The organism is Acidimicrobiales bacterium, assembly GCA_041394245.1.
Lineage (GTDB): Bacteria > Actinomycetota > Acidimicrobiia > Acidimicrobiales > Aldehydirespiratoraceae > JAJRXC01.
Genome location: JAWKIR010000002.1, coordinates 1,692,924 through 1,714,762, shown reverse-complemented (window position 1 = coordinate 1,714,762; position 21,839 = coordinate 1,692,924). Strand labels below are relative to the sequence as shown.

Genomic DNA, 21,839 nt, shown 5'->3' with positions numbered 1-21,839 from the left:
CGCGACGTTACGCCCCCGCCCGACGCCGTGTCGGATGAACCGCCCGAGTCGGCTCGAAAGCACGCTCCTCGCTAACCTGAGTGATCGGTCCTCGGCGCCTCACATCCCACGATCCGACGCCGACCGGATGACGTGATCAATCCCCTGGAGACAACCAAATGAGCAGCGCAGCGGATGCGGCAGCACAACTCGAGAATGCGTTCGGCCTGAAGGGTCCGGAGCTGCGGTTCGGCCTGAGCCAGGACGAGCTGTTCCACGAGGCGATCGCCAACGACCGGGGCCGCGTCGAGATGGACGGCCCCACCGACGCGCAAAAGGCCTTCCCCACCGTGCTGGGGGTCGACGGCCCGCTCGTGTTCTTCACCGACCCGGCCTGCACGGGTCGTCCCGTCTCCGACACGTTCTGCGTCAACCGCGACAGCGTGACCGACACCGTGTGGTGGAAGAACGGCTTCGCCAAGTTCGATCCCGAGAAGTTCGACGAACTGCTGCCCCGAGTGATCGACCACCTCAACGGGCGCGGCGGTCACCTCTACGTCACCGATGTCTTCTGCGGTTGGGACACCACGTTCGCCGAGCCGTACCGCTTCGTCGGTGAGTACGCGACCCACGCCTACTTCTGCAACATCATGTTCCCGAAGAACGTGCGCGACGACAGTGATCGCGCCGAGGCCGGATGGACGCTCATCAACGTCCCGTCGTTCACCCCCGATCCCGAGCGCGACGGCACCAACAGCAACCGAGCGGTGATCATCGACATCGAGAACCGGGTGGGCCTCGTGCTCGGCCCGGCCGACTACTGCGGCGTCAACAAGAAGACGATGTTCACCATCATGAACTACGTCCTTCCGGCGAAGGGTCAGCTGTCGATGCACTGCTCGGCCAATGTGGGGGAGCGGGGCGACACCGCCATCCTCTTCGGGCTCTCCGGCACGGGCAAGACCACGCTGTCGGCCGATCCCGACCGCCAGCTGATCGGCGACGACGAGCATGTCTGGACCGACAAGGGCATCTCCAACTTCGAAGACGGCTGCTACGCCAAGCTCATCGATCTCGACAAGGGCAACGAGCCCGTGATCGCCGCTGCGATGTCCATGAAGGGCACCCTGATCGAGAACGTGCCGCCGCTGCCGGGCAAGGCGATCGAGGAAACCGATCCGCAGGAGTTCGACCTGACCGACGGCTCGATCACCGAGAACACCCGTTTCGCCTACCCGCTGAGTGCGAACCCCAACGTCCGTGAGGGCGCCGCCGGGCCGCATCCCGAGACCATCGTCCTTCTCACCGCCGACGCGTTTGGTGTGCTGCCGCCCGTCTCGATCCTCGACAACGAGGAGACGATGTACCACTTCGTGATGGGTTTCACCTCGAAGCTCGCCGGCACCGAGGTGGGGGTCACCGAGCCGGAGCCGTCGTTCTCTGCGTGCTTCGGTGCGGCGTTCATGTCGCAGAAGGCGTCGGTCTATGCCGAGCTGCTCGCGAAGCGCATGGCCGAGAACGAGACACGCTGCATCCTCCTCAACACCGGTTGGACCGGTGGACCCTACGGCAAGGGCGATCGCATGTCGCTCAAGGCGACCCGTGCGCTGCTCAACGCCGCGCTCGCCGGAGAGTTCGACGACGTGGAGCTCGAGGTCCAGCCGATTCTCGGTCTCAAGATGCCGACCACCTGTGCGGGCGTCGACGACGAGATCCTGAACCCGCGCGACACCTGGGACGATCCCGAGGCCTACGACGAAGCCGCTGCGAAGCTCCGCGACATGTTCCGCGCCAACTTCGAAAAGCAGGGCTACGCCGACCTCGGCATCACCCCCGCCATGTAGACCCCCGGGGTCTTCCCTCACCTCCCCGCTCCTTCCCTCACCCCACCCCTTCCCCCTTTTCTGACGCCTGGGTCGCGCACTGCGCGACTGAGGGGTCATGGATCGAGGAGGTGGCGCCGATGTCGGCCGACTTTCGAGAGTTGGTGGAGCTCGCAGCCGGACAAGACGGACTCCTGACGACGGCGCAGCTGCGAGCGTTGGGGGTCGACCGTTCGGCCCAGAGTCGGATGTGCACGCGCGGCCTTCTCGACCCGGTCCATCGGGGCGTGGTGCGGGTCGCCGGCGCCCCGATCACCTGGCGGCAGCGGGTCAGAGCAGCGTGCCTCGCCGACGACCGCCTGGCCGCGTCGCACCGGAGCGCGTTGCGGTTGTGGGACATGCGGACCGTCGACGACGAGGTCGAAGTGACCATTCGTTACCCGGCGAGCCGTGTGCTCGATGGCGTGGGCGTACACCGTTCCGTCGATCTCGATCCACGCGACGTCACCCACCTCGAGGAGATCCCGGTCACCTCGCCGGCACGAACTCTCGCAGATGCGGGCCTCGTCTTCCCGGCGCACGAGGTCCGCCGGCTCGTCGATCACAGCGTTGCGGTCGGGAAGGTGACGAAGTCCGAGCTCATCGATGTGCGCCGCCGATTCTCCCAGCACGGTCGCAATGGCCTGGTCAGTCTGGACCTGGCCATCGATGCGCTTCCTGCCGGCGCCGCAGAGACCGATTCGGGGCCAGAGGTCGCCCTGCTTCGTCTTCTCGCCGACGCCGGACTCCCGGAACCGGTGCGGCAACACCGAGTGATGATCGGCGGAGCGCCACGGTTCATCGATCTCGCCTACCCGCAAGTGCGTCTCGCCCTCGAGTACGACGGGAATGACCCCCACACGCGTGTGGACCGATTCGAGAGCGACCGGAGGCGACAGAACGGACTCGTCCTCCTCGGCTGGACCGTCTTGCGATACACCCACGGTGACCTTCGCGACCGACCCCATCACGTTGTCCGTCAGATCCGCTCCCTCCTCGATCTGTGACGTCCCTCGATCTGTGACGTCCCTCGATCTGTGACGTCGCAGTCGCGCATTGCGGGAGCGCGACGTCACAAAAGGCGGAGGGGATGGGGGGGAGGGTCAGAGGTCGGGGGTGCCCATGTCGATCTCGGAGCCGAGACGCAGGTGTGTGGCCCGTCCGTGCTCGTCGAGATCGAAGTTGACCCGCTGACCCTGCCGGAGCATCCGGAACAGCGAGCCCTCGAGGGCATCGTCGGCGAGATCGACGTCGGCCAGGTCGGCCTCGTTGATCAGGACACCGTCGCCGGTGCCCGGGTCGTAGCTCTTGATCACACCCTGCATGGGCCGCAGCGTATCCGCGCGGAGGTCACGCGGGCGACGTCGGGCCGGTACGATCCGCACCTGTGCCGATCGACACTCTCGACGCCCAGACTCTCCGCGCCATCGTGGTGGCGTTCCGCGACGCGCTCGGCGCCCACCGCGAGGCGATCAACAATCTCAACGTCTACCCGGTGCCCGACGGCGACACCGGCACGAACATGTCGCTCACTCTCGCCTCGGTGGTCGACGAGCTCGACGGCGTCGACGCAGGATCCGACATCGACGCGGTGTGCACCGCGATCGCCCACGGCTCGCTCATGGGGGCCCGTGGCAACAGTGGCGTGATCATGTCGCAGATCCTGCGCGGGTTCGCCGGCGTGGTCCGCGATCGCTCGCCCATCGACGGCACCGCGTTCGCCGATGCGCTCGCCGCGGCGGCGGACGGGGCCTACACGGCGGTCGGTAATCCGGTCGAGGGAACGATCCTCACCGTCGTACGCGAGTCGTCGGCGGCTGCGGTCGCCGCTGCGGCCGGCGGCGCCGATCTCCTCGGCGTGCTCGAGTCGGCGCGCGCCGAGGGCGGCGCGTCGCTCGAACGCACACCGACGCTTCTGAAGGTCCTGGCCGATGCCGGGGTGGTCGATGCGGGTGGTGCGGGCCTCCTCCTGTTCCTCGACGCCGCGCTCCATGTCGTCGACGGTCGCTCGATGCCCGCGCCGACACTGGTCTCGCCGCCGGTCGAACCTCATCGCCCCGAGGGCGATGACCACGAGCCGTCGATCGCCGACCTCCGCTACGAAGTGATGTTCCTCCTCGACGCGCCCGACGCGACGATCGAGGGCTTCAAGTCGGCGTGGGCGGAGGTGGGCGACTCCATCGTGGTCGTCGGCGGCGATGGCATCTTCAACTGTCACATCCACTGCGACGACATCGGCGCGGCGATCGAGTGCGGCATCGCGGTCGGGCGACCGCACAAGATCCGGGTGACCGACCTCCTCGAAGAGCTCGAGGAGCGCGAGTGGGTTCAGGCCGAGATGGGTGCGTCGCAGGGCGACCCCGTTCCCACCGCTGTGGTGGCGGTCGGGGTGGGTGCCGGGGTGGTCGCGATCCTGCGCTCGATGGGTGTGCACGCGGTGGTCGCCGGTGGCCAGTCGATGAACCCGTCGACCGCTGAGCTGGTTGCCGCCGTCGAGTCGGTGCCGGCGCCGGAGGTCGTCATCCTCCCGAACAACAAGAACATCATTCCGGTGGCACTGCAGGTCGATGCGCAGACGAGTCGGACCGTTCGTGTCGTGCCCACCAGAGGTGTCGCCGAGGGGCTGGCCTGCCTCATGTCGTACGACCCTCAGGACAGCGCCGACACGAATGCGGCCAACATGACCGAGGCGGCGAGCGCGGTCGTCGCCGGTGAGGTGACCCAGGCGGTGCGGGAGTCGACCTCCGATGTCGGCCCGATCGCGACCGGCGACTGGCTCGGGATCTGTCGCGACGGGATCCGGGCGGTGGAGTCGACGATGGTCGACGCGGCGACGGGGCTGCTGTCGCACATCCTCGACGACGAACACGAGCTGCTGACCGTCATCGCCGGCGAGGACGCCGACGACGAGGCGACGGCGGCGATCGAAGCCTGGATCGGGGAGCATCACCCCGAGGTCGAGGTCGAGGTGCACGACGGCGGTCAGCCCCTGTACCCGTACTATTTCGGGTTGGAGTAGCCGACGGTGCCCGCAGGCGATCCGCCGCTCACGCTGCGGGACCTGGCCGAGATGCCGGTGAGTCGGCTGCGCGGGGTCGGCGAGAAGAAGGAGAAGTCGCTCGCGTCGGCCGACATCCACACGGTGCTCGACCTCGTGCAGCACTACCCCCGGCGCCATCTCGATCGCACACGAGAGGCGAAGATCGCCGATCTGGGGAAGGGCGACGAGGCGACGGTCTTCGGCGAGGTGCGCAGCAGCAGTACCCGTCAGCTGCGAGGACGGCGGACGCTGACCGAGGTGGTGATCGGCGACGGTGGTCATCAGCTGACCCTCACGTTCTTCAACCAGCGCTGGCGCGAGAAGCAGTTGCAGCCAGGCATGACCCTGATGGTCCACGGGAAGTGCGACCTCTTCCGCGGGAACCGCCAGATGACCGGCCCGGTCGTCGATCTCGTCGGAGATCAGACGGGGCGGATCATCCCCGTCTACCCGCAGTCCGAGAAGTCGGGACTGCTGACGCGGGACCTCCAGTCGTTCATCGAGGAGGCGTTGAAGCGGGCTGCGGTGCGCGGTTTCGCCGACCCGCTGCCGGACGAGGTCCGTGATCGGTTCCGTTTCGTCACCCGTGATGCCGCGATCAACGGCATCCATCACCCCGATTCGATGCACGAAAAGGACGAGGCCCGGCGTCGCCTGGTCTTCGACGAGTTGTTGCGGGTCCAGCTCGAGCTCGTGCGGCGCAAGCGTCGGATCGAACGGGAGACGGCCGGGTTGTCGCACTCGCTCGACGGAGAGCTCGTCGCCCGGTTCCACGAGCGCCTCCCGTTCCCGCTGACCGGTGCGCAACTGCGGGCCATACGCGAGATCGGCGCCGACCTCGCGCTCGAACGCCCCATGCACCGGCTGCTGCAGGGCGACGTCGGTTCGGGCAAGACCGTGGTCGCCGTCACCGCGCTGCTCGCCGCGGTCCAGGGGGGTCATCAGGGCGCGTTGATGGCCCCCACCGAGGTGCTCGCCGAGCAGCACCACCTCGGGGTGACCTCGATGCTCGGCGATCTGATGGTCCCCGATCCGACGACGCTCATGGGCGACCGCCCGCTCCGGATCGAGTTGCTGACCAACCGTGTCGGCGCCGGCGATCGTCGGAAGATCCTGGCCGACCTCGTGACCGGCCGGGTCGACATCGTGATCGGTACACACGCGTTGATCCAGGACAAGGTCGAGTACTCGTCGCTCGGCGTGGTGGTGATCGACGAGCAGCACCGGTTCGGTGTCGAGCAGCGTGCGGCGTTGCGTGACAAGGGCGACGCGAGCGCGGCGCCCGACGTGCTCGTGATGACGGCCACGCCGATCCCGCGCACCGCGGCGATGACGGTCTACGGCGATCTCGACGTCAGCGTGCTCGACGAGCTCCCTCCGGGCCGCACACCGATCGTCACTGCGTGGGCTCGCACCGAGGACGACGAGGCCGCGGTGTGGGACGCAGTGCGCGACGAGGTCGCCGCGGGTCGCCAGGCGTATGTGGTGTGTCCGCTGATCGGCGAGTCCGAGGCGCTCGATGTCAGCAGCGCCACCGAGACCCACGAGTCGCTCACGGGCGGCGAGCTCCACGATCTGCGGGTCGATCTGCTGCACGGACAGATGCCGTCGATGCAAAAGGCCGAGGTCATGGAACGGTTCCGGGCCGGCGAGACCGACGTGTTGGTCGCCACCACCGTCATCGAGGTCGGCGTCGACGTCCCCAACGCCACCGTCATGGTGGTGCTCGACGCCGATCGTTTCGGTATCGCCCAGCTCCATCAGCTCCGGGGCCGGGTAGGGCGAGGGCACGAGGCGAGCCGCTGCTTCCTCGTCGGCGATCCCACCACCAGCGACGGCGAGACGCGGATCGAGGCCCTCGTCGCGAGCACCGACGGCTTCGCTCTCGCCGAGGTCGACCTCGAGCTGCGCGGCGAGGGCACGATCATGGGGGAGCGGCAGAAGGGTCGCAACGATCTGAAGCTCGCGTCGCTCGTGACCGACAAGGAATGGGTCGGCGTCGCTCGCGAGGTGGCGAGTCGGATCATCGATGAGGATCCGGAACTCGCGCAGCATCCGGAGCTCGACGACGAGATCGCCCTCTTGCTCGGCGACGACGAGGCCGAGTTCCTGATGAAGAGTTGAGGACCTATTCCGGACGCGGTGAGATCTCGCGCCCGATCTCGCCGATGAGTTCGCGCAGCGAGAAGTCGTCCGGGTCGAGTTCGGCGGCACCTCGTCGGACGACCGCAAGACCGCGTTCGACCCTGATCTCCTCCACGATCCCGTCGGGGTTGGCCGTCGCGAGCATGATGTCGATGATGAGTCGGCTCAGCGGCGTCGAGGGGATGCCGCCGCCGTGCGACGACACCAGATGCTCCGCGTCGATGCTTCCGGCCGCGAGCTGTTGACGAATCCCGTAGGCGAGCTGGTGCTCGTGCGACCAGTCTTCGATGACATAGATGCCGTGCGGCCGCACGAGCGGGAACAGGCAGTCGAACGACGCCGACGTGGGTTCCAGCAGGTGTGACGCGTCGTCGATGACGACGTCGAGCGGACCGTCGACGTCGTGGGCGATCGCGTCCCGCAGTGCGGCGGTGTCGGCCTGGTTGACCCCGAGGTGTACGTGCACCGAGTCGCGGAGCGGATGACCGTCGAGAAACCGATCGAGCGAGGTCAGTGGGCGCGTGTCCAGTTCGAATCCCACGAGTGCACCCGGCTGGAATGCCGAAGTGAGGAACGCGGTCGAGCCGCCGTCCCACAACCCGAGTTCGACGATCTTCGCGCCCTGGAACTCCTGGGCCAGTTCGAGGTAGCGATCCAGCATCCAGCGGGGCTTCTTGAGTGTGAACGCCCCTTCGATCCCGCGCCTGCCCTCGATCGGTCGTAGGTCGAACGTATGGCCGTCGATCTCGATCAGGTCCTGTGTCACGACGGGGATTCCACTTCGATGTCGTCGGCAGTCAGCTCGATGTCCCAACGGTCGAGGCAGTCGCGGCACCGGTAGGCGACGATGTCGCCCGGCTCGAATCCCTCGTCGGGTTCGTAGGTGATGCGGCCGCAGTGACCGCCACAGTCGACGCAGGTGATGGTCTCGGGGACGGGCACGCGCCGACCGTAGCGCGCCACAGCGCCCCCGACCCGCCAGACTGTCGCGATGCGTGTAGTAGCCGGATCCGCCCGCGGCCGTCGATTGATCGTCCCCGAGGGCGACGGCACCCGGCCGACGGCCGATCGTGTGCGTGAGGCGATGTTCAACTCGCTGTTCTCGCTCGGAGCGATCGAGGATGCCCGTGTGATCGACGTGTTCGCCGGTTCGGGCGCGCTCGGCATCGAAGCGCTCTCCCGTGGCGCCGCGCAGTGCACGTTCGTGGAGAACGACCGGCGCGCGCTCTCGGCGCTTCGCGACAACATCGAGACGCTCGGTTTCGGTGATCGGTCGGTCGTCGTGGCGGGCGACGGGGCCACCGCGCTGCGCCAGGCGGTCGGTGTCGATCTCGTCCTGCTCGATCCCCCGTATGCGTTCGACGGCTGGGGGGAGCTGCTCTCGTCGGTCCACGATGCCGTCGTCGTGATCGAGTCCGACCGCGAGATCGAGCTCCCCGACGGGTGGGAGACGTACCGAGCGCGCCGGTACGGGACTACCGTGGTGACGCTCGCACACGCGGGTTCGGCCCTGACGCCCTGAGAGTGGAGACTCCCACGTGACCCGCGTTCTCTATCCCGGATCCTTCGATCCCGTTCACAACGGCCACATCGAGATCATCGAGACCGCCGCGTCGCTGTTCGACGAGGTCGTCGTCGCGGCGATGATCAACACGACCAAGGACGGGGTCTTCGGGCTCGACGATCGCGAGGCGATGCTCAACGAGGCCACGGCACACATGGTGAACGTGAGCGTCGAGATGTTCAGCGGTCTCGTCGTCGATCTGGCGCGCGACATCGGCGCCGACTTCATCGTGAAAGGCCTGCGGGCCGTCTCGGACTTCGAGAACGAACTCCAGATGGCACAGATGAACAACGCGGCCTCGGGGATCCACACACTGTTCATCCCGTCGGCCTCGCGCAGTTCGTTCCTGGCCTCGAAGTTCATCCGGGACTTCGCCAAGTACGGCGGCGACATCTCGGGCATGGTCCCGGCACCCGTCGCGGCCAGGCTCAAGGAGCAATACGGGTGAACGACGCCCATGAGTCCGGCGGCAGCCCTGTCGATCATGCGCCGTCCGGTCGGCCCGGAGCCGATGGTGCGCCGGCCTATCGCGCACCCCGGTCGGAGTCGTTGTTGCGCCAGGCCATCCAGATCGTCGAAGAGGCGCGCCCGATGCCGCTCTCGGCCTCCTCGATGATCAACAAGGAGGAGTTGCTCGCCGTCCTGACCGCGGCGGCCGACGGTCTCCCCGACGAGCTCCGCTCGGCCCGTTGGCTCTTGAAGGAGCGCGACGACTTCCTCGCCCGGGTCCAGCGTGAGGGCGACGAGATCATCGCCCGGGCCCGGACGCGCGCAGAGCAGATGGTGCAGCGCACCGAGTTGGTCAAGGCGGCCGAAGACCGCGCCCGGCGCGTCGTCGCCGACGCGGAGGAACGAGCGAAGAATCTCCGCCTGGAGACCGAGGACTGGTGCGACCAGAAGCTCGGGGGCATGGAGGTCGTGCTCGAGCGAACCATGCGCACGGTCGCCTCGGGTCGGGCCCGGCTGCAGGGCGCGGCCACGCCGAAGGCCGAGGATCCCGAGCCGGTGGTTCCCGACGACATGGTCTTCGACCAGGACGTCTAGTGACCGACGCGATCCGGATCACGCCGCCTTCCCAGCTGTTCGTCGACACGCTCGAGATCCGGCGCCGCACGGGCGCCCGGCGCGAGTTCCGTGCCGTCACCGAGTTGTCCGACGTCGCCGCGGGTGAGTTCAGCGTCCGCGACGGACGTCTCGGCATCGATCTCGTGATCGAGGCCGTGACCGAGGGGGTGTCGGCCCAGGGCGTGGTCACGGGTTCGTGGATCGGCCCGTGCCGCCGGTGCCTCGAGCCCGTCTCCGAGACATTCGAGGCCGAGGTCCGTGAGATCTTCGAACGTGAACCCACCGAGGGTGAGACCTGGCCGATCGAAGACGATCGGATCGATCTCGGCCCGGTCGTGCGCGAGGCGGCGATCCTGGCACTTCCGTTGGCGCCGTTGTGCCGCCCCGACTGCGCCGGACCCGATCCCGAGCGGTTCCCGGCCACGGTGGCACCCGATGTCGACCTCTCGGCCGACGACGCGCCGCCCGGCGACCCCCGATGGGCGGCGCTCGACCAGCTCTCCTTCGACGAGTAGCCGCCGGGCCCACGAATCGGCGGCGCGTGGGTGGCGTCCCCGCGGCGCGTCGATAACCTTCGGTGTTCGATCTTGAGTGAGCAGGAACGCGATGGCTGTCCCGAAGAAGAAGATGTCGAAGTCGAAGAGCCGGAGCCGCAAGGCATCGGCGTGGCGCGTCGGCGCGACGGCTCGCAGTGCCTGCCCGCGTTGTGGTTCGACCAAGCGTCCGCACCGTGCCTGTGGCAACTGTGGTTGGTACGCCGGTCGCCAGGCCATCGAGGTCGACTGAGTCGATGCTGCCCATCGCGGTCGACGCAATGGGCGGCGATCATGCGCCGGGTGAGATCGTTGCCGGCGCGCGCCGCGCCGCCGACGAGCTCGGGATTCCCGTGGTCCTCGTAGGCCGTTCGGCCGATCTCGGCGACACGGGTGGGCTCGAGGTCATCGAAGCCAGCGAAGTGATCGCAATGGATGCGGAACCGGGATCCAGCGTCCGAAAGATGAAGGATTCGTCGCTGGTGCGTGCCGCCGAGGCCGTGCGCGACGGTCAGGCATCGGCGATGGTGTCCGCCGGCAACACCGGCGCCACGATGGCGTCGGCGCTGTTGCGAATGGGACGTATCAAGGGCATCAGTCGCCCGGCGATCGCCACCCCGATCCCGGTGCCGGGGAGCACCCCGACCACCCTGCTCGATGCCGGAGCCAACGCCGAGTGCAAGCCGGAATGGCTCGTGGAGTTCGCTCAGATGGGCGCCGTCTACGCCCGTGATCGCTTCGCCATCGAGACCCCCCGCGTCGGCTTGCTGTCGATCGGGGAGGAGGCGGGGAAGGGCAGCCCGTTCGTGAAGCAGTGTTTCGAGCTGCTCTCCGACCCCACCTGGGCGGCGACCGCAGGCGCCGAGTGGATCGGCAATGTCGAAGGTCGCGATGTGATGACGAACGACGTCGACGTGATCGTCACCGACGGATTCACGGGCAACGTCACCCTGAAGACACTCGAGGGCGCCATGAAGGCGCTGATCGGGCGGTTGTTGCAGGCGATCGACACCGACGATGCGACCCGTGCCGCCGGCGCGGCCCTGGCCGGCCCGCTCGATCAGATGGTCTCCGAACTCCACCCCGACTCGGTGGGCGGTGCCCTGCTGCTCGGCGTGAAGGGGGTGTGCGTGATCTCCCACGGGTCCAGTTCGGCCGATGCGATGGTCAACGCCATCCGCGTGGCCGCCGAAATGGTCGAGGTCGAGATGGTCGATCACCTGACGACGGCAGCCATGGAAGTCGAATAACGGTCCGAGTCGGACCGAATACAGTCTTCACAAGCGCACAAGCAAACGGCTCCGCTAGTGTTCCCTCCGGTTCCCGCGTCAATGGAGGGGTGAAGTGCCCGCAGAAACCCACGTAGAGCAGGGTCCGATCAGTCGAGAAGAGGTTCTCGGCATCGTCAAGGACCAGCTCGCCGACATTCTCGAGATCGAGCCGTCGAGCATCAACGAAGGTGATGCCTTCGCGGATGATCTCGATGCCGACTCACTCGCACTCATCGAGCTCGTCGAGGGCCTCGAGGAGGAGCTCGCAGAGCGAGCCTCGGGCTTCCGTATCGACGATGAAGACCTCGAAGACCTCCGTACCGTGCGCGACGCCGTCGACTACGTCGTCGCCAAGCTGGGTTGAGGCGCTGGCCCCATCGTCCACTGCTGTCGCGCTCGAAGAGCGGATCGGGTATCGCTTCGCCGACCCCCGACTCCTCCAGGTCGCGCTCTCGCATCGATCCTGGTGCTCGGAGAACCCTGGTGAGCCGTCGAACGAACGGCTCGAGTTTCTCGGCGATGCCGTCCTCGGCCTGGTGGTCACCGATGCGCTCTACTCCCGCTTTCCCGACGAGCCCGAGGGGCAACTCGCCAAGGCGCGAGCAGCGGTCGTGAGCGCAGCGACGCTCGCCGAGGTCGGGGCATCGCTCGGACTCGGACCCGACCTCAGGCTCGGCAAGGGCGAGGCCGCCTCGGGCGGTGCCGACAAGTCGTCGATTCTCGCCGACGCGGTCGAAGCCGTGATCGGTGCCGTGTTCGTCGACGGGGGAATCGAGCCGGCCCGTTCGCTCGTGTTGGCCCAACTCGACGACCGGATCTCCGCCGCAGCGTCTCGACCCGGCGCGCGCGACTACAAGACCCGCCTCCAGGAGATCGCCGCGTCCGACGGGCTGCACCCGCCGGTCTACGAGGTCTCCGAGAGCGGGCCCGACCATCTGAAACGGTTCGAGGCAACCGTGCGGATCGGCGGCGAAGTGCGAGGAACCGGCAACGGTTCGTCCAAGAAAGAGGCAGAGCAACGGGCGGCCCGTGCCGCATGGGACGCCCGCTCGCCCGAGGATGGAGCATCCGATGTTTGAGCTACCCGAAGTCGAGACCGTTCGTCGTGATCTCGACCGTGACCTCGCCGGGAAGAAGGTGAAGGACGCCGACGCGACGAGCATGAAGACGCTTGGTCGCTACAAGAACCGCAAGGCGTTCACCTCGCAGCTCGAGGGCATGAAGATCAACGCCGTGGAACGGCGTGGTCTCTACATCACGATCGTGCTCGACGGCGATTCCACCCTGGTCATCGACTTGGGCTCGACCGGTTCGCTGCGCCGCAACGCCAACAAGGACGAGATCGACCCGGCGACCGAGATCATCATCACGTTCACGCAGCACGGCCAGCTGCGCCTGCTCGATGCCGAGGGGACCTCACAGGTGTTCGTCGTCGACACCGATGCCGTGGCCGACGAACTCCCCGAGCTCGACAGCTACGGACTCGACCCGGTCGAGGAACCGATTTCGTGGACCACCTTCGGCCGCTCGCTGCTGAGCCACAAGGCCAAGCTCAAGACGCTGCTCACCGACCCCTCGTTCGTGGTCGGCATCGGCGACATCTATGCCGACGAGATCCTCTTCCATGCCGGACTCCGTCACGACCGGTTGAGCGATTCGCTGTCGAGCCAGGAGATCCGCCGGCTCCACCGGTCGCTGGTCGGCACCCTGCACGACGCCATCAAGTACCGCGGAACCTCCGTCGAGTCCCGACCGTTCATCGACCCCTTCGGTCAGCCGGGCGAGTACGGCGACCATCTCGAGGTCTGGGGCAAGCACGGCGACCTCAGCGGTCGCAGCCGCCTCCCCATCGAGCGCGTGAAGTTCGGCGGATCGTGGACCTATTACTGCACGACCCAGGTGTGAGGCAACGCCTCGCGTCCCGCTTTCCACAGCGTTTCCACAGGGGTAGGACTACACAGATGTAATTCGGGTTGCTACCGTCGAACCTGATGCATCTCAAGAACCTCACGCTCAAGGGCTTCAAGTCCTTCGCCGACACGGCGTCGATCGACCTCGAACCCGGTGTCACCGTGGTGGTCGGCCCCAATGGCTCGGGCAAGTCCAACGTCGTCGATGCGATTGCATGGGTTCTCGGCGCCCAGGCCCCCACGGCGGTGCGGTCGGGGAAGATGGACGACGTGATCTTCGCCGGCACCACCGGCAAGGCCGCGCTCGGCCGCGCCGAGGTGTCGCTCACGATCGACAACCACTCCGGCACGCTGCCCGTCGAGTTCAACGAGGTCAAGATCACCCGGACCCTGTTCCGCTCGGGTGACTCCGAATACGCGATCAACGGTGTGCCGTGTCGCCTGCTCGACATCACCGAGCTGCTGTCCGACGGCGGCGTCGGCCGCCAGCAGCACGTCATCGTGTCGCAGGGCCAGATCGATGCGGTGCTCAACGCTCGTCCCGAGGATCGCCGCGCGATCATCGAGGAAGCGGCCGGCGTCCTCAAGTACCGCAAGCGCAAGGACCGCGCCGAGCGTCGCCTCACGGCCTCCGATGCCGATCTCACCCGCGTGAAAGACCTCATGCGGGAGGTGCGACGCAACCTCCGTCCGCTCGAGAAGCAGGCCGAGGCGGCCCGTCGCCATGGCGACCTGATCGCCGAGCTCACCGCGTTGCGCATCCATCTGTCGGGTCGCGAGATCGACGACCTGCGCGTGCGTCTCCAGACCGTCGGCGAACTCCGCAGCACACGGGGCGAGCGCGAGGCGACCACCAGGGCCGAGCTCGAGCGGCTCAGTGCCGAGGTGTCGGCCAACGAGCAACGTCTCGCCGATCACGGCGGCGACGATCTCGGCGATGCCCTCGTGCGGCTCGAATCCATGCGGGAGCGGGCCCGCGGCCTCTCGGCCGTCCTCGCCGAGCGGCGTCGTGGTGTCGATCGCGAACGCGCCGCGTTCACCGATCGTGGCGTCATCGCCAACCTCGAGGCGGAGGCGGCGCGTGCACGGACCGACCTCCAAGCCGTGGAATCCGAGCTCGGTGAGCTGGCGCCCGACATCGAGCGTCTCGAGGCGACCGAGCGCGAACTGGCCGCCGACCGTGCCCGCTTCCAGGAGGACTGGGGCGATGGTGTGCCCGTGCCCACCGGCCAGGCCGCCGAGGTCCGCGGCGAGCTGGGTGCCCTGAGGGCGTCCATCGAGCGGGGAGCGAGCGAGGTCGCACGCCTGCAGACGCGACTCTCCGAGCTCGGGGAGCGGCGCACCGTCCTCGACCGTGATGCCGCCGAGCGCCGCAACGAGCTCGGCGCACTCCACGACGAGGAAGAACCACTCGTGTCGGCCATGGAGGCGGCCGAGTCGGCTCGGCTGGTCGCCGAGGATGTGGTGGCCTCACGGGTGGCGGCGCTCGCCGACGCCGAGGCCGACCATCGTCGATGGGTCGCCCGCGCCGAGGCCCTGACCCTCGCGCTCGACGAGGCCCGCGCCCAGGCGGGAGCGGCTCGCCTCGCCGAGGTCGATGGTGTGCTCGGCACCCTGCTCGACCTGGTTGCCGTCGACGAGGGATGGGAGATCGCTTTCGAGTCTGCGGTGGGCGAGGCGCTCGGGGCGGTCATCGTCCGCGACCCCGACACGGCCCGGCGGTCACTCGACCGTCTGTGCGAGGGCGATGCCACCGGGGCCGTGCTGGCCCTCGGCGGCGCGGTGCGACGGAGCGACACTGGAGGGGATTCCATCCGCACCCGCGTCCGAGGGACCGAGCCGGGCGTCGATCAGCTGCTCGACGCGCTGATCGGCCACGTCGGCGTGGTCGACGGCGACTGGCGGGCGGCCGCCGACGCAGTGGTCGCCGATCCGTCGCGCACGGTCGTCACACGCGCCGGTGACCGGTTCGGCCCCGACGGGTGGCGCATCGGTGCCACCGGTTCCGGAGCAACCGGCGCGGCGCTGGCCGAGGCCGAGGAGAAGGCCGCCTCGACGCGGGCGATCTGCGACGCCGCCGAGCGGGAGGTCGCCTCCGCCCGCGAGGCGCTCGCCGTGCGTGTCGCGGCTGCGGCCGAGTTGGCCGAGCGTCTCGACGGTATCGATGCAGGTCTGACGGCCGCCGCCGATGCCCTGCAACGCATCGAGGCCGACCGGCGCGACATCGCCACCGAGGCCGACGCCCTGCAGGGCCGCTTCGACGAGCTGACCGTGCGGGTCGATCGCGAGTCCGCTCGTGTCGAGGAGCTCGAGGTCTCGTTGCCCCTGCTCGAGGCCGACGAGACCGAGTCGCTCGAGAAGGGCCGCCGTCTGGCTGCGGCCCGGTCCGACATCGAGGCCCGTGCGGCCACGGTCGGCTCACTGCGGACCGACGTCGGCGTGCGGGCCGCAGGGCTCGAGGAGCGCAGGACGTTCCTGACCAAGCGTCTGGCCGAGATCGACGCCCGACTCGAGCGAGACGCGGTCGAACGGGCCGCTGCCGGTGAGCAGCGCGAGATGCTCGACCGCAAGGCCGCGGTGCTCGAAGCGCTCGCCGCCGCCGTTTCGACTCGCACGACGGTCGTCGATGCTCGCCTCGAAGAGGTGCGTGAGCGGCGCCGTCGGCAGTCCGAGGCCGCCCAGCAGGTCACCCGCGAGCTCGACTCGCTGCGCCGGGCGCGGGCCGAAGCCGACAAGCAGCTGGAGAACCTCCGGGTCCAGTCGGCGCGGGCCGAGGTCGAGGAGGCGGAGCTGCGAACCCGACTCCAGGGTGCGGTCGAGCGTCTCCGAGACGAACACCACCTCGCGCCCGACGTGGCCGTGTCGGCGCCGTGCCCGCCCCTCGACGACGGGGTCGAGCCGGCGGCCCGGCTCTCACAGCTCGAGTCCGAGCTCGAGATCATGGGGCCGGTCAACCCGTTGGCCCTCGAGGAGTACCAGTCGTTGCAGGAACGCCACACGTTCCTCCAGGGTCAGCTCGACGACATCCGGGGCACCCGCCGCGAGCTGTCGAAGGTGATCGCGTCGATCGACGAGGAGATCGTCACGGTCTTCGCGTCGGCGTTCGCCGATGTGGCGGTCAACTTCCAGCAGCTGTTCGAGACACTGTTCCCGGGTGGTCAGGGATCCCTCGCGCTCACCACGCCCGAAGACCTGCTCAACACCGGCATCGAGATCAGTGCCCGCCCGTCGGGCAAGAACGTGCGAAAGCTCTCACTGCTCAGCGGCGGCGAACGCACGCTCACCGCGCTCGCATTCCTCTTCGCCGTGTTCCGCAGCCGGCCCTCGCCGTTCTACGTGATGGACGAGGTCGAGGCCGCGCTCGACGACGTCAATCTGCACCGGTTCCTCTCGCTCGTCGAGGAGTTCCGGGCCGATGCGCAGCTGCTCCTCGTCAGCCACCAGAAGCGCACCATGGAGGCCGCCGACTGCCTCTACGGTGTGTCGATGAAGCCGGGTGGATCGAGTCGGGTCGTCAGCGAGAAGGTGGCGAGCAGGACCACGGCCGAGGTCGCCTGATGCACTTCGGCGTGACGATCTTCCCGTCCGCCGACGCCATGCCGATGACCGAGCTCGGTCCCGCGCTCGAGGAGCGCGGTTTCGAGTCGCTGTGGGTGGCCGAGCACACCCACATCCCCGCGAGCCGCAGGAGCCCCTGGCCGGGCGGCGCCGAGCTGCCGCAGATGTACTACGAGACGATGGACCCGTTCGTCGCGCTCACGGCGGCGGCGACCGCCACGACCACGCTCAAGGTGGCGACCGGTATCACCCTCGTGCCGCAACATCATCCGATCACCCTGGCGAAGCAGGTCGCCTCGATCGACCAGGTGTCGGGTGGTCGGTTCATCCTCGGCGTCGGCGGCGGATGGAACGCTGAGGAGATGGAGAACCACGGCGGCGACTTCTCGACCCGCTGGAAGCTGATGCGCGAGCGCATCGAGGCGATGAAGGCGATCTGGGCCGACGACCCGGCCGAGTACCACGGCGACATGGTCGACTTCGACCCGATCTGGTCGAAGCCCAAGCCCGTGCAGACGCCCCATCCGCCGATCCATGTCGGCGGCGCGTCGCCGTGGGGTCCGCGGCGAGCCGCCCGTTACGGCAACGGCTGGATGCCGATCAACGGCCGCGGGTCGATGCTCGACGAGCTCGAGGTGCTGGCCGAGGAGAGCGCGAAGAACGACCGTGACCCGAGCGAGATCGAGCTCACCCTCTACGCCGCCCCGCCCGACGTCGACGAGGTGAAGCGCCACGACGATGCGGGTGTGCACCGGTTCGTCTTCGGTCTGCCGCCGTCCGGGGCCGACGTGTTGTTGCCGCTGCTCGACGCCTACGCCGAAGTCATCAGCGCGACCAGCTGACGGTCACGCCCTCGCGAACGGGCTCGTCGAAGTCGACCCACGCGTCGTGTCCGTCCTCCGTGATCGGAGCATCGAGTTCGCAGAATTCCGAGGTACGACGGGAGCGCATCGACACATGCCAGACATCGCCCTCCGTGTCGAGCTCGATGTCCGTCTCGGTGCAGGACGGATGGTTGTAGCCGTCCTCGGTCCAGATCATCAATCGGGTGCGACTGGCATCGAACTGGGCGTCGGTCACGCGGTCGGTCTTCCAGTCATCGCCGGTGACGGTGATGAGCGAGAGGCCGATGAGCGCAACGAGCGCGCCCATGACCAACGCCACGAGAATCGGTCGCCGACGGGACATACGTCCACATCGGCAGCACCAAGCTGATCAGAAGGGGCTCGGGGTGGGGTTGTCGATCTGGAGCAGGGTGGCGAGCGACTGGGTGACCATGTTGGCGACCGACATGTTGATCTCGGCCGGCACGAGCCCGTTGGCGACCATGCGGTCGGCCAGGCCGATGAAGATCGCACAGAAGCGCATGGTGCCGAAGACCTCCCAGTAGTGCGGGTCACGCACCTCGCGCCCCGAGACCCGCTCGTAGATCTCGATCATCTCCTCGCGGGTCGGGAAGCCCTCCATGCGGGCCGCGCCGACCTCGTCGAACGACATGCGGTCGAACATCAGCCACCAGCCCACATCGGCCTCGGTGGGGGAGAGGGCACACGCCTCCCAGTCCACGACGGCCGCGGGGCGGTAGTCCTGCCAGATGACGTTGCCGAGCCGGGAGTCGCCCCACGAGAGACCGATGCGGTCGTCGCCCGGATCGTTGGCGTAGAGCCACTCGAACGCGGCATCGAGCACGGGGTGCTCGCGCCCGTCGAGCTGGGCGAGCGTCGAGGCCCGATAGAGGTCGAGCTGGACCTTCGTCGACGGCTCGCCGGTGCCGCTGGTGTCGAGCCAGTCGAGGTCGGCCGATCGCCAGTCGATGTTGTGGATCCGCCCCATTGCCTCGAGCCCGGTCGTCACCATGCGGCGGCGCTCCTCGGGGGTGGCTTCGTCGACCAGGAACCCCTCCTCGGAGTAGCGGGGCGTATCGGCCGGGATGCGACCTTCGGTGAAGCCCATCACGAAGAAGGGCTGGCCGATGTAGGAGGTGTCGGCCTCGTAGCCGAGGAGCTCGGGAACCGGCGCATCGCAGTGCCGTCCGACGGTCTCCATGGCCCGATGCTGCACCTCGACCGACACGCTGCAGTGCGCGGTCTGCGCGGGGAACAGCGCACCGGAGGTCGGCTCGATGCGGGCGACGTAGCGTTGGGTCTGGGCATCGCCGTTCTCGGTCCACGAGAGATCGAGGAAGACGGTCTCGTTGGAGAAGCCGGTCGACACGGGGATGTCGATGTCGGTCACCGAGATGTCGCGTCGGGACGGGTACCGATCGGCGAACCACCGCTCGAACGCAAGGCCGTAGTGGCTGCGGTCGGTGTGGAACTTCGGGGCGCTGCTGAGTTCTTCGTCGGGCTCGGATGATTCGCTCACGGGGGCAACATAGAGCAGCACGAAACAGGGCCCGAAATCAGCGGCCGGAACGGAGCGTTCCGCCGGATCGACGAGACACGCCTCTTCGAAGGGTGAAAGGCTGCGGGCCATGAGCGCCTCGACGAAGTGGACCGAAGACGACATCCCGGACCAGACCGGCCGGGTGGTGCTGGTGACCGGTGCCAATGCCGGCCTCGGCTTCGAGACCGCTCGTGCCCTGGCTCAGCACGGTGCCCATGTGGTCATGGCGTGTCGCAACGCTGACAAGGCCGCGGCGGCGGAGGCGTCGATCAACGCGCTGGCCCCCTCCGGGTCGGTCGAGATACTGCTGACCGACATGGCCGACCTCGATTCGGTCGCCGGATCCGCGGCACTGTTCCTCGCCGGCCACGAACGGCTCGACGTGTTGATCAACAACGCGGGGATCATGGCGACGCCGCACGCCACCACTGCGCAGGGGTTCGAGTCCCAGTTCGGGGTCAACCATCTCGGGCACTTCGCGCTCACGGCCCTTCTCCTCCCCACGCTCATCTCGACCGGTGACGGGAGCCGGGTCGTCAACGTGAGCAGCAACGGACACCGCATGGGGAAGATGGACTTCGACGACCTCATGGCCGAGAAGAAGTACCGACCATGGACCGCCTACTTCCAGAGCAAGCTCGCCAACCTCCTCTTCACCAGCGAACTGCAGCGGCGGCTGGCCGACGCAGCGGTGCCCACGATCGCGGTGGCCGCCCACCCCGGCGGGTCGCGCACCGAGCTCGCCGACAAGAGCACGGGACAGGGCGTGCTCAACTTCGTGATGAAGGCGACGCGTCCGATCGCCGAACCACTGTTCTCGCAGCCCGCCGCCATGGGGGCGCTGCCACAGCTGTACGCAGCGGTTGCCCCCGGGGTGGAGGGCAACGACTACTACGGCCCCGACGGACGCGGGGAGATGAAGGGACACCCGAAGAAGGTCGGGCGAACCTCCCGGGCCCGCAACGCCGCCGATGCCGCTCGCCTCTGGGACGTCTCGCTCGACCTCACCGGAGCCGACTACTCGGGTTTGGAGAAGTAGGGCGCAGAGGTTCGCACCGCGTGGGCGGGTGGGGCATGATGGGCGCACGAGCCGATGCCACTGGCACGAAAGGTGACGCACATGAAGATCGTGGTCGACTATGACCTCTGCGAGAGCAACGCCATCTGCATGCAGATCGCGCCCGATCTCTTCGAGGTCCGCGATGACGACTTCCTCTACGTGCTCAACGAAGAGCCCGGCGAGGACCGCCGCGAGGCCCTCGAGGAGTGCGTGCAGCGCTGCCCGAAGCAGGCCATCTCCATCGCGGAGTGACTCGCCGCTCCATCACGATCGTCGGCGCGTCGCTCGCCGGCCTGCGTGCAGCGGAGTCGCTTCGGCGTCAGGAATTCGACGGAACGATCACGCTGATCGGCGATGAGCCCCACGCGCCCTACGACCGTCCGCCGCTGTCGAAGCAGTTCCTGGGGGGCGAGTGGGATCGTGACCGGCTCGCGCTGACCAAACCCGAGAAGCTGGCCGAGTTCGATCTCGAGTTCCGGCTCGGTACCCGCGCGACTGCGTTCGACCTGGCGAGTCGCCGGCTCACCCTCGACGATGGCGATGCTCTCGAGGTCGATGGCCTTCTCATCGCCACCGGGGCCCGCTGCCGCACACTGCCCGGTACCGAGGAGATCGACGGCGTGTTCGTGCTCCGCGGTCTCGACGACGCCGAGTCGCTGAGGGCCGCCTTCGACGCCGGTCCGTCGCGAGTGGTCGTCGTGGGCGCCGGGTTCATCGGTGCCGAGGTCGCGGCCACCGCACGAGCACGAGGCCTCGAGGTGACGCTGATCGAGGCGCTGCCCCAACCGCTCGGCCGGGTGCTGGGTGACGAGATGGGTGCCGTGTGCGCCGACGTGCATCGCGACCACGGCGTCGATCTGCGAGTCGGTGTCGGTGTCCGGTCGATCGAGGCAGGGCCCGACGGCCGGGTCGAGCGGGTCGTGCTCTCCGACGACAGCGTCGTCGAGGCCGAGGTCGTCGTGGTCGGCATCGGCGTGATTCCCAACACCGAATGGCTCGAGGGTTCCGGGCTCGAGATCGACAACGGTGTGGTCTGCGATGCCACCTGTCTGGCGGCTCCGGGGGTCACCGCGGCCGGTGACGTCGCCCGGTGGCCCAACCAACGCTTCGACGAGGTCATGCGGGTCGAGCACTGGGACAATGCGGTCGAGCAGGGTGGCCATGCGGCGCGTCGTCTGCTGCAGGCCGACGAAGAAGCCGAGCCGTTCACCCCGGTTCCCTGGTTCTGGAGCGATCAGTACGACCGCAAGATCCAGCTCGCGGGCCGGATCCGACCCGATGACGACATGCAGATCGTCACGGGAAGCGTCGAGGAACGTCGCTTCGCCGCACTCTACGGTCGCGCCGGTCGCCTGGTCGGGGTGCTCGGGTTCAACCGCCCCCGCCATGTCATGCAGTACAAGACGTTGATCGAGAACGGCACGTCGTACGCCGATGCGCTCGCAGCCGACGTCTGAGCCGAGATGA

22 protein-coding genes and 1 pseudogene are annotated in these 21,839 nt (G+C 68.0%); 18 read left to right on the top strand and 5 right to left on the bottom strand.

Annotated features, from left to right (window positions below; translation table 11 throughout):
• The first annotated feature begins 158 nt into the window (after positions 1 to 158).
• Both R2707_08650 and R2707_08645 read left to right on the top strand, forming a co-directional pair.
• Positions 159 to 1,823 carry a phosphoenolpyruvate carboxykinase (ATP) gene (locus R2707_08650; protein MEZ5245149.1) on the top strand — a complete coding sequence of 555 codons (1,665 nt, stop codon included), beginning with the start codon at positions 159 to 161 and terminating at the stop codon, positions 1,821 to 1,823.
• 119 nt (positions 1,824 to 1,942) lie between these two features.
• Positions 1,943 to 2,848, top strand: a complete 906-nt coding sequence (locus R2707_08645) for a type IV toxin-antitoxin system AbiEi family antitoxin domain-containing protein (protein ID MEZ5245148.1) — start codon at positions 1,943 to 1,945, stop codon at positions 2,846 to 2,848.
• Between the two features lie 96 nt (positions 2,849 to 2,944).
• On the opposite strand, the gene R2707_08640 is transcribed toward R2707_08645, so the two are convergent.
• On the bottom strand, positions 2,945 to 3,166 hold the full coding sequence (locus tag R2707_08640; protein ID MEZ5245147.1) for a hypothetical protein: 222 nt from the start codon (positions 3,164 to 3,166) through the stop codon (positions 2,945 to 2,947).
• A gap of 62 nt (positions 3,167 to 3,228) precedes the next feature.
• Between R2707_08640 and R2707_08635 the strand changes: the two genes are divergently transcribed.
• Together R2707_08635 and recG are read left to right on the top strand one after the other, a co-directional pair.
• Positions 3,229 to 4,860, top strand: coding sequence for a DAK2 domain-containing protein (locus R2707_08635; protein MEZ5245146.1), 1,632 nt, complete (start codon positions 3,229 to 3,231; stop codon positions 4,858 to 4,860).
• 6 nt (positions 4,861 to 4,866) lie between these two features.
• Positions 4,867 to 7,005, top strand: a complete 2,139-nt coding sequence (recG, locus tag R2707_08630) for an ATP-dependent DNA helicase RecG (GenBank protein MEZ5245145.1) — start codon at positions 4,867 to 4,869, stop codon at positions 7,003 to 7,005.
• A gap of 4 nt (positions 7,006 to 7,009) precedes the next feature.
• Here the strand turns inward: recG and R2707_08625 are convergent, their stop codons facing one another.
• Together R2707_08625 and R2707_08620 are read right to left on the bottom strand one after the other, a co-directional pair.
• Complete coding sequence (locus tag R2707_08625) at positions 7,010 to 7,792, bottom strand: class I SAM-dependent methyltransferase (protein MEZ5245144.1); 783 nt, start codon at positions 7,790 to 7,792, stop codon at positions 7,010 to 7,012.
• On the bottom strand, positions 7,789 to 7,968 hold the full coding sequence (locus R2707_08620; GenBank protein ID MEZ5245143.1) for a hypothetical protein: 180 nt from the start codon (positions 7,966 to 7,968) through the stop codon (positions 7,789 to 7,791). The genes R2707_08625 and R2707_08620 overlap by 4 nt, the downstream gene beginning before the upstream one ends.
• 46 nt (positions 7,969 to 8,014) lie before the next feature.
• On the opposite strand from R2707_08620, the pseudogene rsmD reads away from it, so the two are divergent.
• The 11 genes and pseudogenes from rsmD (at position 8,015) to R2707_08565 (ending at position 17,769) form a co-directional block, all read left to right on the top strand.
• Positions 8,015 to 8,548 (top strand): annotated as a pseudogene (gene rsmD / locus R2707_08615) (16S rRNA (guanine(966)-N(2))-methyltransferase RsmD).
• A gap of 16 nt (positions 8,549 to 8,564) precedes the next feature.
• A complete protein-coding gene (coaD, locus tag R2707_08610; GenBank protein ID MEZ5245142.1) occupies positions 8,565 to 9,038 on the top strand; it encodes a pantetheine-phosphate adenylyltransferase in 474 nt (157 codons plus the stop codon).
• Positions 9,035 to 9,634 carry a hypothetical protein gene (locus tag R2707_08605; GenBank protein MEZ5245141.1) on the top strand — a complete coding sequence of 200 codons (600 nt, stop codon included), beginning with the start codon at positions 9,035 to 9,037 and terminating at the stop codon, positions 9,632 to 9,634. The genes coaD and R2707_08605 overlap by 4 nt, the downstream gene beginning before the upstream one ends.
• Positions 9,634 to 10,170 carry a DUF177 domain-containing protein gene (locus tag R2707_08600; protein MEZ5245140.1) on the top strand — a complete coding sequence of 179 codons (537 nt, stop codon included), beginning with the start codon at positions 9,634 to 9,636 and terminating at the stop codon, positions 10,168 to 10,170. Before R2707_08605 ends, R2707_08600 begins: the two co-directional genes overlap by 1 nt.
• 91 nt (positions 10,171 to 10,261) lie before the next feature.
• A complete protein-coding gene (gene rpmF / locus R2707_08595; protein ID MEZ5245139.1) occupies positions 10,262 to 10,441 on the top strand; it encodes a 50S ribosomal protein L32 in 180 nt (59 codons plus the stop codon).
• 4 nt (positions 10,442 to 10,445) lie between these two features.
• Positions 10,446 to 11,438 carry a phosphate acyltransferase PlsX gene (gene plsX / locus R2707_08590; protein MEZ5245138.1) on the top strand — a complete coding sequence of 331 codons (993 nt, stop codon included), beginning with the start codon at positions 10,446 to 10,448 and terminating at the stop codon, positions 11,436 to 11,438.
• Positions 11,439 to 11,532: 94 nt separating this feature from the next.
• A complete protein-coding gene (locus R2707_08585; GenBank protein ID MEZ5245137.1) occupies positions 11,533 to 11,823 on the top strand; it encodes a phosphopantetheine-binding protein in 291 nt (96 codons plus the stop codon).
• The gene (rnc, locus tag R2707_08580) at positions 11,756 to 12,538 is read left to right on the top strand and encodes a ribonuclease III (protein ID MEZ5245136.1); all 783 of its coding nucleotides are present in this window, start codon (positions 11,756 to 11,758) and stop codon (positions 12,536 to 12,538) included. The genes R2707_08585 and rnc overlap by 68 nt, the downstream gene beginning before the upstream one ends.
• Complete coding sequence (locus tag R2707_08575) at positions 12,531 to 13,364, top strand: DNA-formamidopyrimidine glycosylase family protein (protein ID MEZ5245135.1); 834 nt, start codon at positions 12,531 to 12,533, stop codon at positions 13,362 to 13,364. Before rnc ends, R2707_08575 begins: the two co-directional genes overlap by 8 nt.
• Before the next feature lie 86 nt (positions 13,365 to 13,450).
• Positions 13,451 to 16,927 carry a chromosome segregation protein SMC gene (gene smc, locus R2707_08570; protein ID MEZ5245134.1) on the top strand — a complete coding sequence of 1,159 codons (3,477 nt, stop codon included), beginning with the start codon at positions 13,451 to 13,453 and terminating at the stop codon, positions 16,925 to 16,927.
• Positions 16,927 to 17,769: an LLM class F420-dependent oxidoreductase gene (locus R2707_08565; GenBank protein ID MEZ5245133.1), complete on the top strand. Its 843-nt coding sequence runs from the start codon at positions 16,927 to 16,929 to the stop codon at positions 17,767 to 17,769. Before smc ends, R2707_08565 begins: the two co-directional genes overlap by 1 nt.
• Here the strand turns inward: R2707_08565 and R2707_08560 are convergent.
• Together R2707_08560 and R2707_08555 are read right to left on the bottom strand one after the other, a co-directional pair.
• On the bottom strand, positions 17,753 to 18,115 hold the full coding sequence (locus tag R2707_08560; GenBank protein ID MEZ5245132.1) for a hypothetical protein: 363 nt from the start codon (positions 18,113 to 18,115) through the stop codon (positions 17,753 to 17,755). The genes R2707_08565 and R2707_08560 overlap by 17 nt on opposite strands.
• Positions 18,116 to 18,142: 27 nt before the next feature.
• Positions 18,143 to 19,291 carry a phosphotransferase family protein gene (locus R2707_08555; protein MEZ5245131.1) on the bottom strand — a complete coding sequence of 383 codons (1,149 nt, stop codon included), beginning with the start codon at positions 19,289 to 19,291 and terminating at the stop codon, positions 18,143 to 18,145.
• A gap of 109 nt (positions 19,292 to 19,400) precedes the next feature.
• Between R2707_08555 and R2707_08550 the strand changes: the two genes are divergently transcribed.
• The 3 genes from R2707_08550 (at position 19,401) to R2707_08540 (ending at position 21,829) form a co-directional block, all read left to right on the top strand.
• Positions 19,401 to 20,351 (top strand): oxidoreductase, encoded by a 951-nt coding sequence (locus tag R2707_08550; GenBank protein ID MEZ5245130.1) that lies wholly within the window; start codon positions 19,401 to 19,403, stop codon positions 20,349 to 20,351.
• 81 nt (positions 20,352 to 20,432) lie between these two features.
• Positions 20,433 to 20,624, top strand: a complete 192-nt coding sequence (locus R2707_08545) for a ferredoxin (GenBank protein ID MEZ5245129.1) — start codon at positions 20,433 to 20,435, stop codon at positions 20,622 to 20,624.
• The gene (locus R2707_08540; GenBank protein ID MEZ5245128.1) at positions 20,621 to 21,829 is read left to right on the top strand and encodes an FAD-dependent oxidoreductase; all 1,209 of its coding nucleotides are present in this window, start codon (positions 20,621 to 20,623) and stop codon (positions 21,827 to 21,829) included. Before R2707_08545 ends, R2707_08540 begins: the two co-directional genes overlap by 4 nt.
• Positions 21,830 to 21,839: the final 10 nt, after the last annotated feature.

Bases quoted from the DNA above. Each gene is read 5' to 3' on its own strand.
- R2707_08650 (MEZ5245149.1), top strand. From the start codon at position 159: ATGAGCAGCGCAGCGGATGCGGCAGCACAACTCGAGAATGCGTTCGGC.
- R2707_08645 (MEZ5245148.1), top strand. From the start codon at position 1,943: ATGTCGGCCGACTTTCGAGAGTTGGTGGAGCTCGCAGCCGGACAAGAC.
- R2707_08640 (MEZ5245147.1), bottom strand. From the start codon at position 3,166: ATGCAGGGTGTGATCAAGAGCTACGACCCGGGCACCGGCGACGGTGTC.
- rpmF (MEZ5245139.1), top strand. From the start codon at position 10,262: ATGGCTGTCCCGAAGAAGAAGATGTCGAAGTCGAAGAGCCGGAGCCGC.
- plsX (MEZ5245138.1), top strand. From the start codon at position 10,446: ATGCTGCCCATCGCGGTCGACGCAATGGGCGGCGATCATGCGCCGGGT.
- rnc (MEZ5245136.1), top strand. From the start codon at position 11,756: ATGAAGACCTCGAAGACCTCCGTACCGTGCGCGACGCCGTCGACTACG.
- R2707_08575 (MEZ5245135.1), top strand. From the start codon at position 12,531: ATGTTTGAGCTACCCGAAGTCGAGACCGTTCGTCGTGATCTCGACCGT.
- smc (MEZ5245134.1), top strand. From the start codon at position 13,451: ATGCATCTCAAGAACCTCACGCTCAAGGGCTTCAAGTCCTTCGCCGAC.
- R2707_08565 (MEZ5245133.1), top strand. From the start codon at position 16,927: ATGCACTTCGGCGTGACGATCTTCCCGTCCGCCGACGCCATGCCGATG.
- R2707_08560 (MEZ5245132.1), bottom strand. From the start codon at position 18,115: ATGTCCCGTCGGCGACCGATTCTCGTGGCGTTGGTCATGGGCGCGCTC.
- R2707_08550 (MEZ5245130.1), top strand. From the start codon at position 19,401: ATGAGCGCCTCGACGAAGTGGACCGAAGACGACATCCCGGACCAGACC.
- R2707_08545 (MEZ5245129.1), top strand. From the start codon at position 20,433: ATGAAGATCGTGGTCGACTATGACCTCTGCGAGAGCAACGCCATCTGC.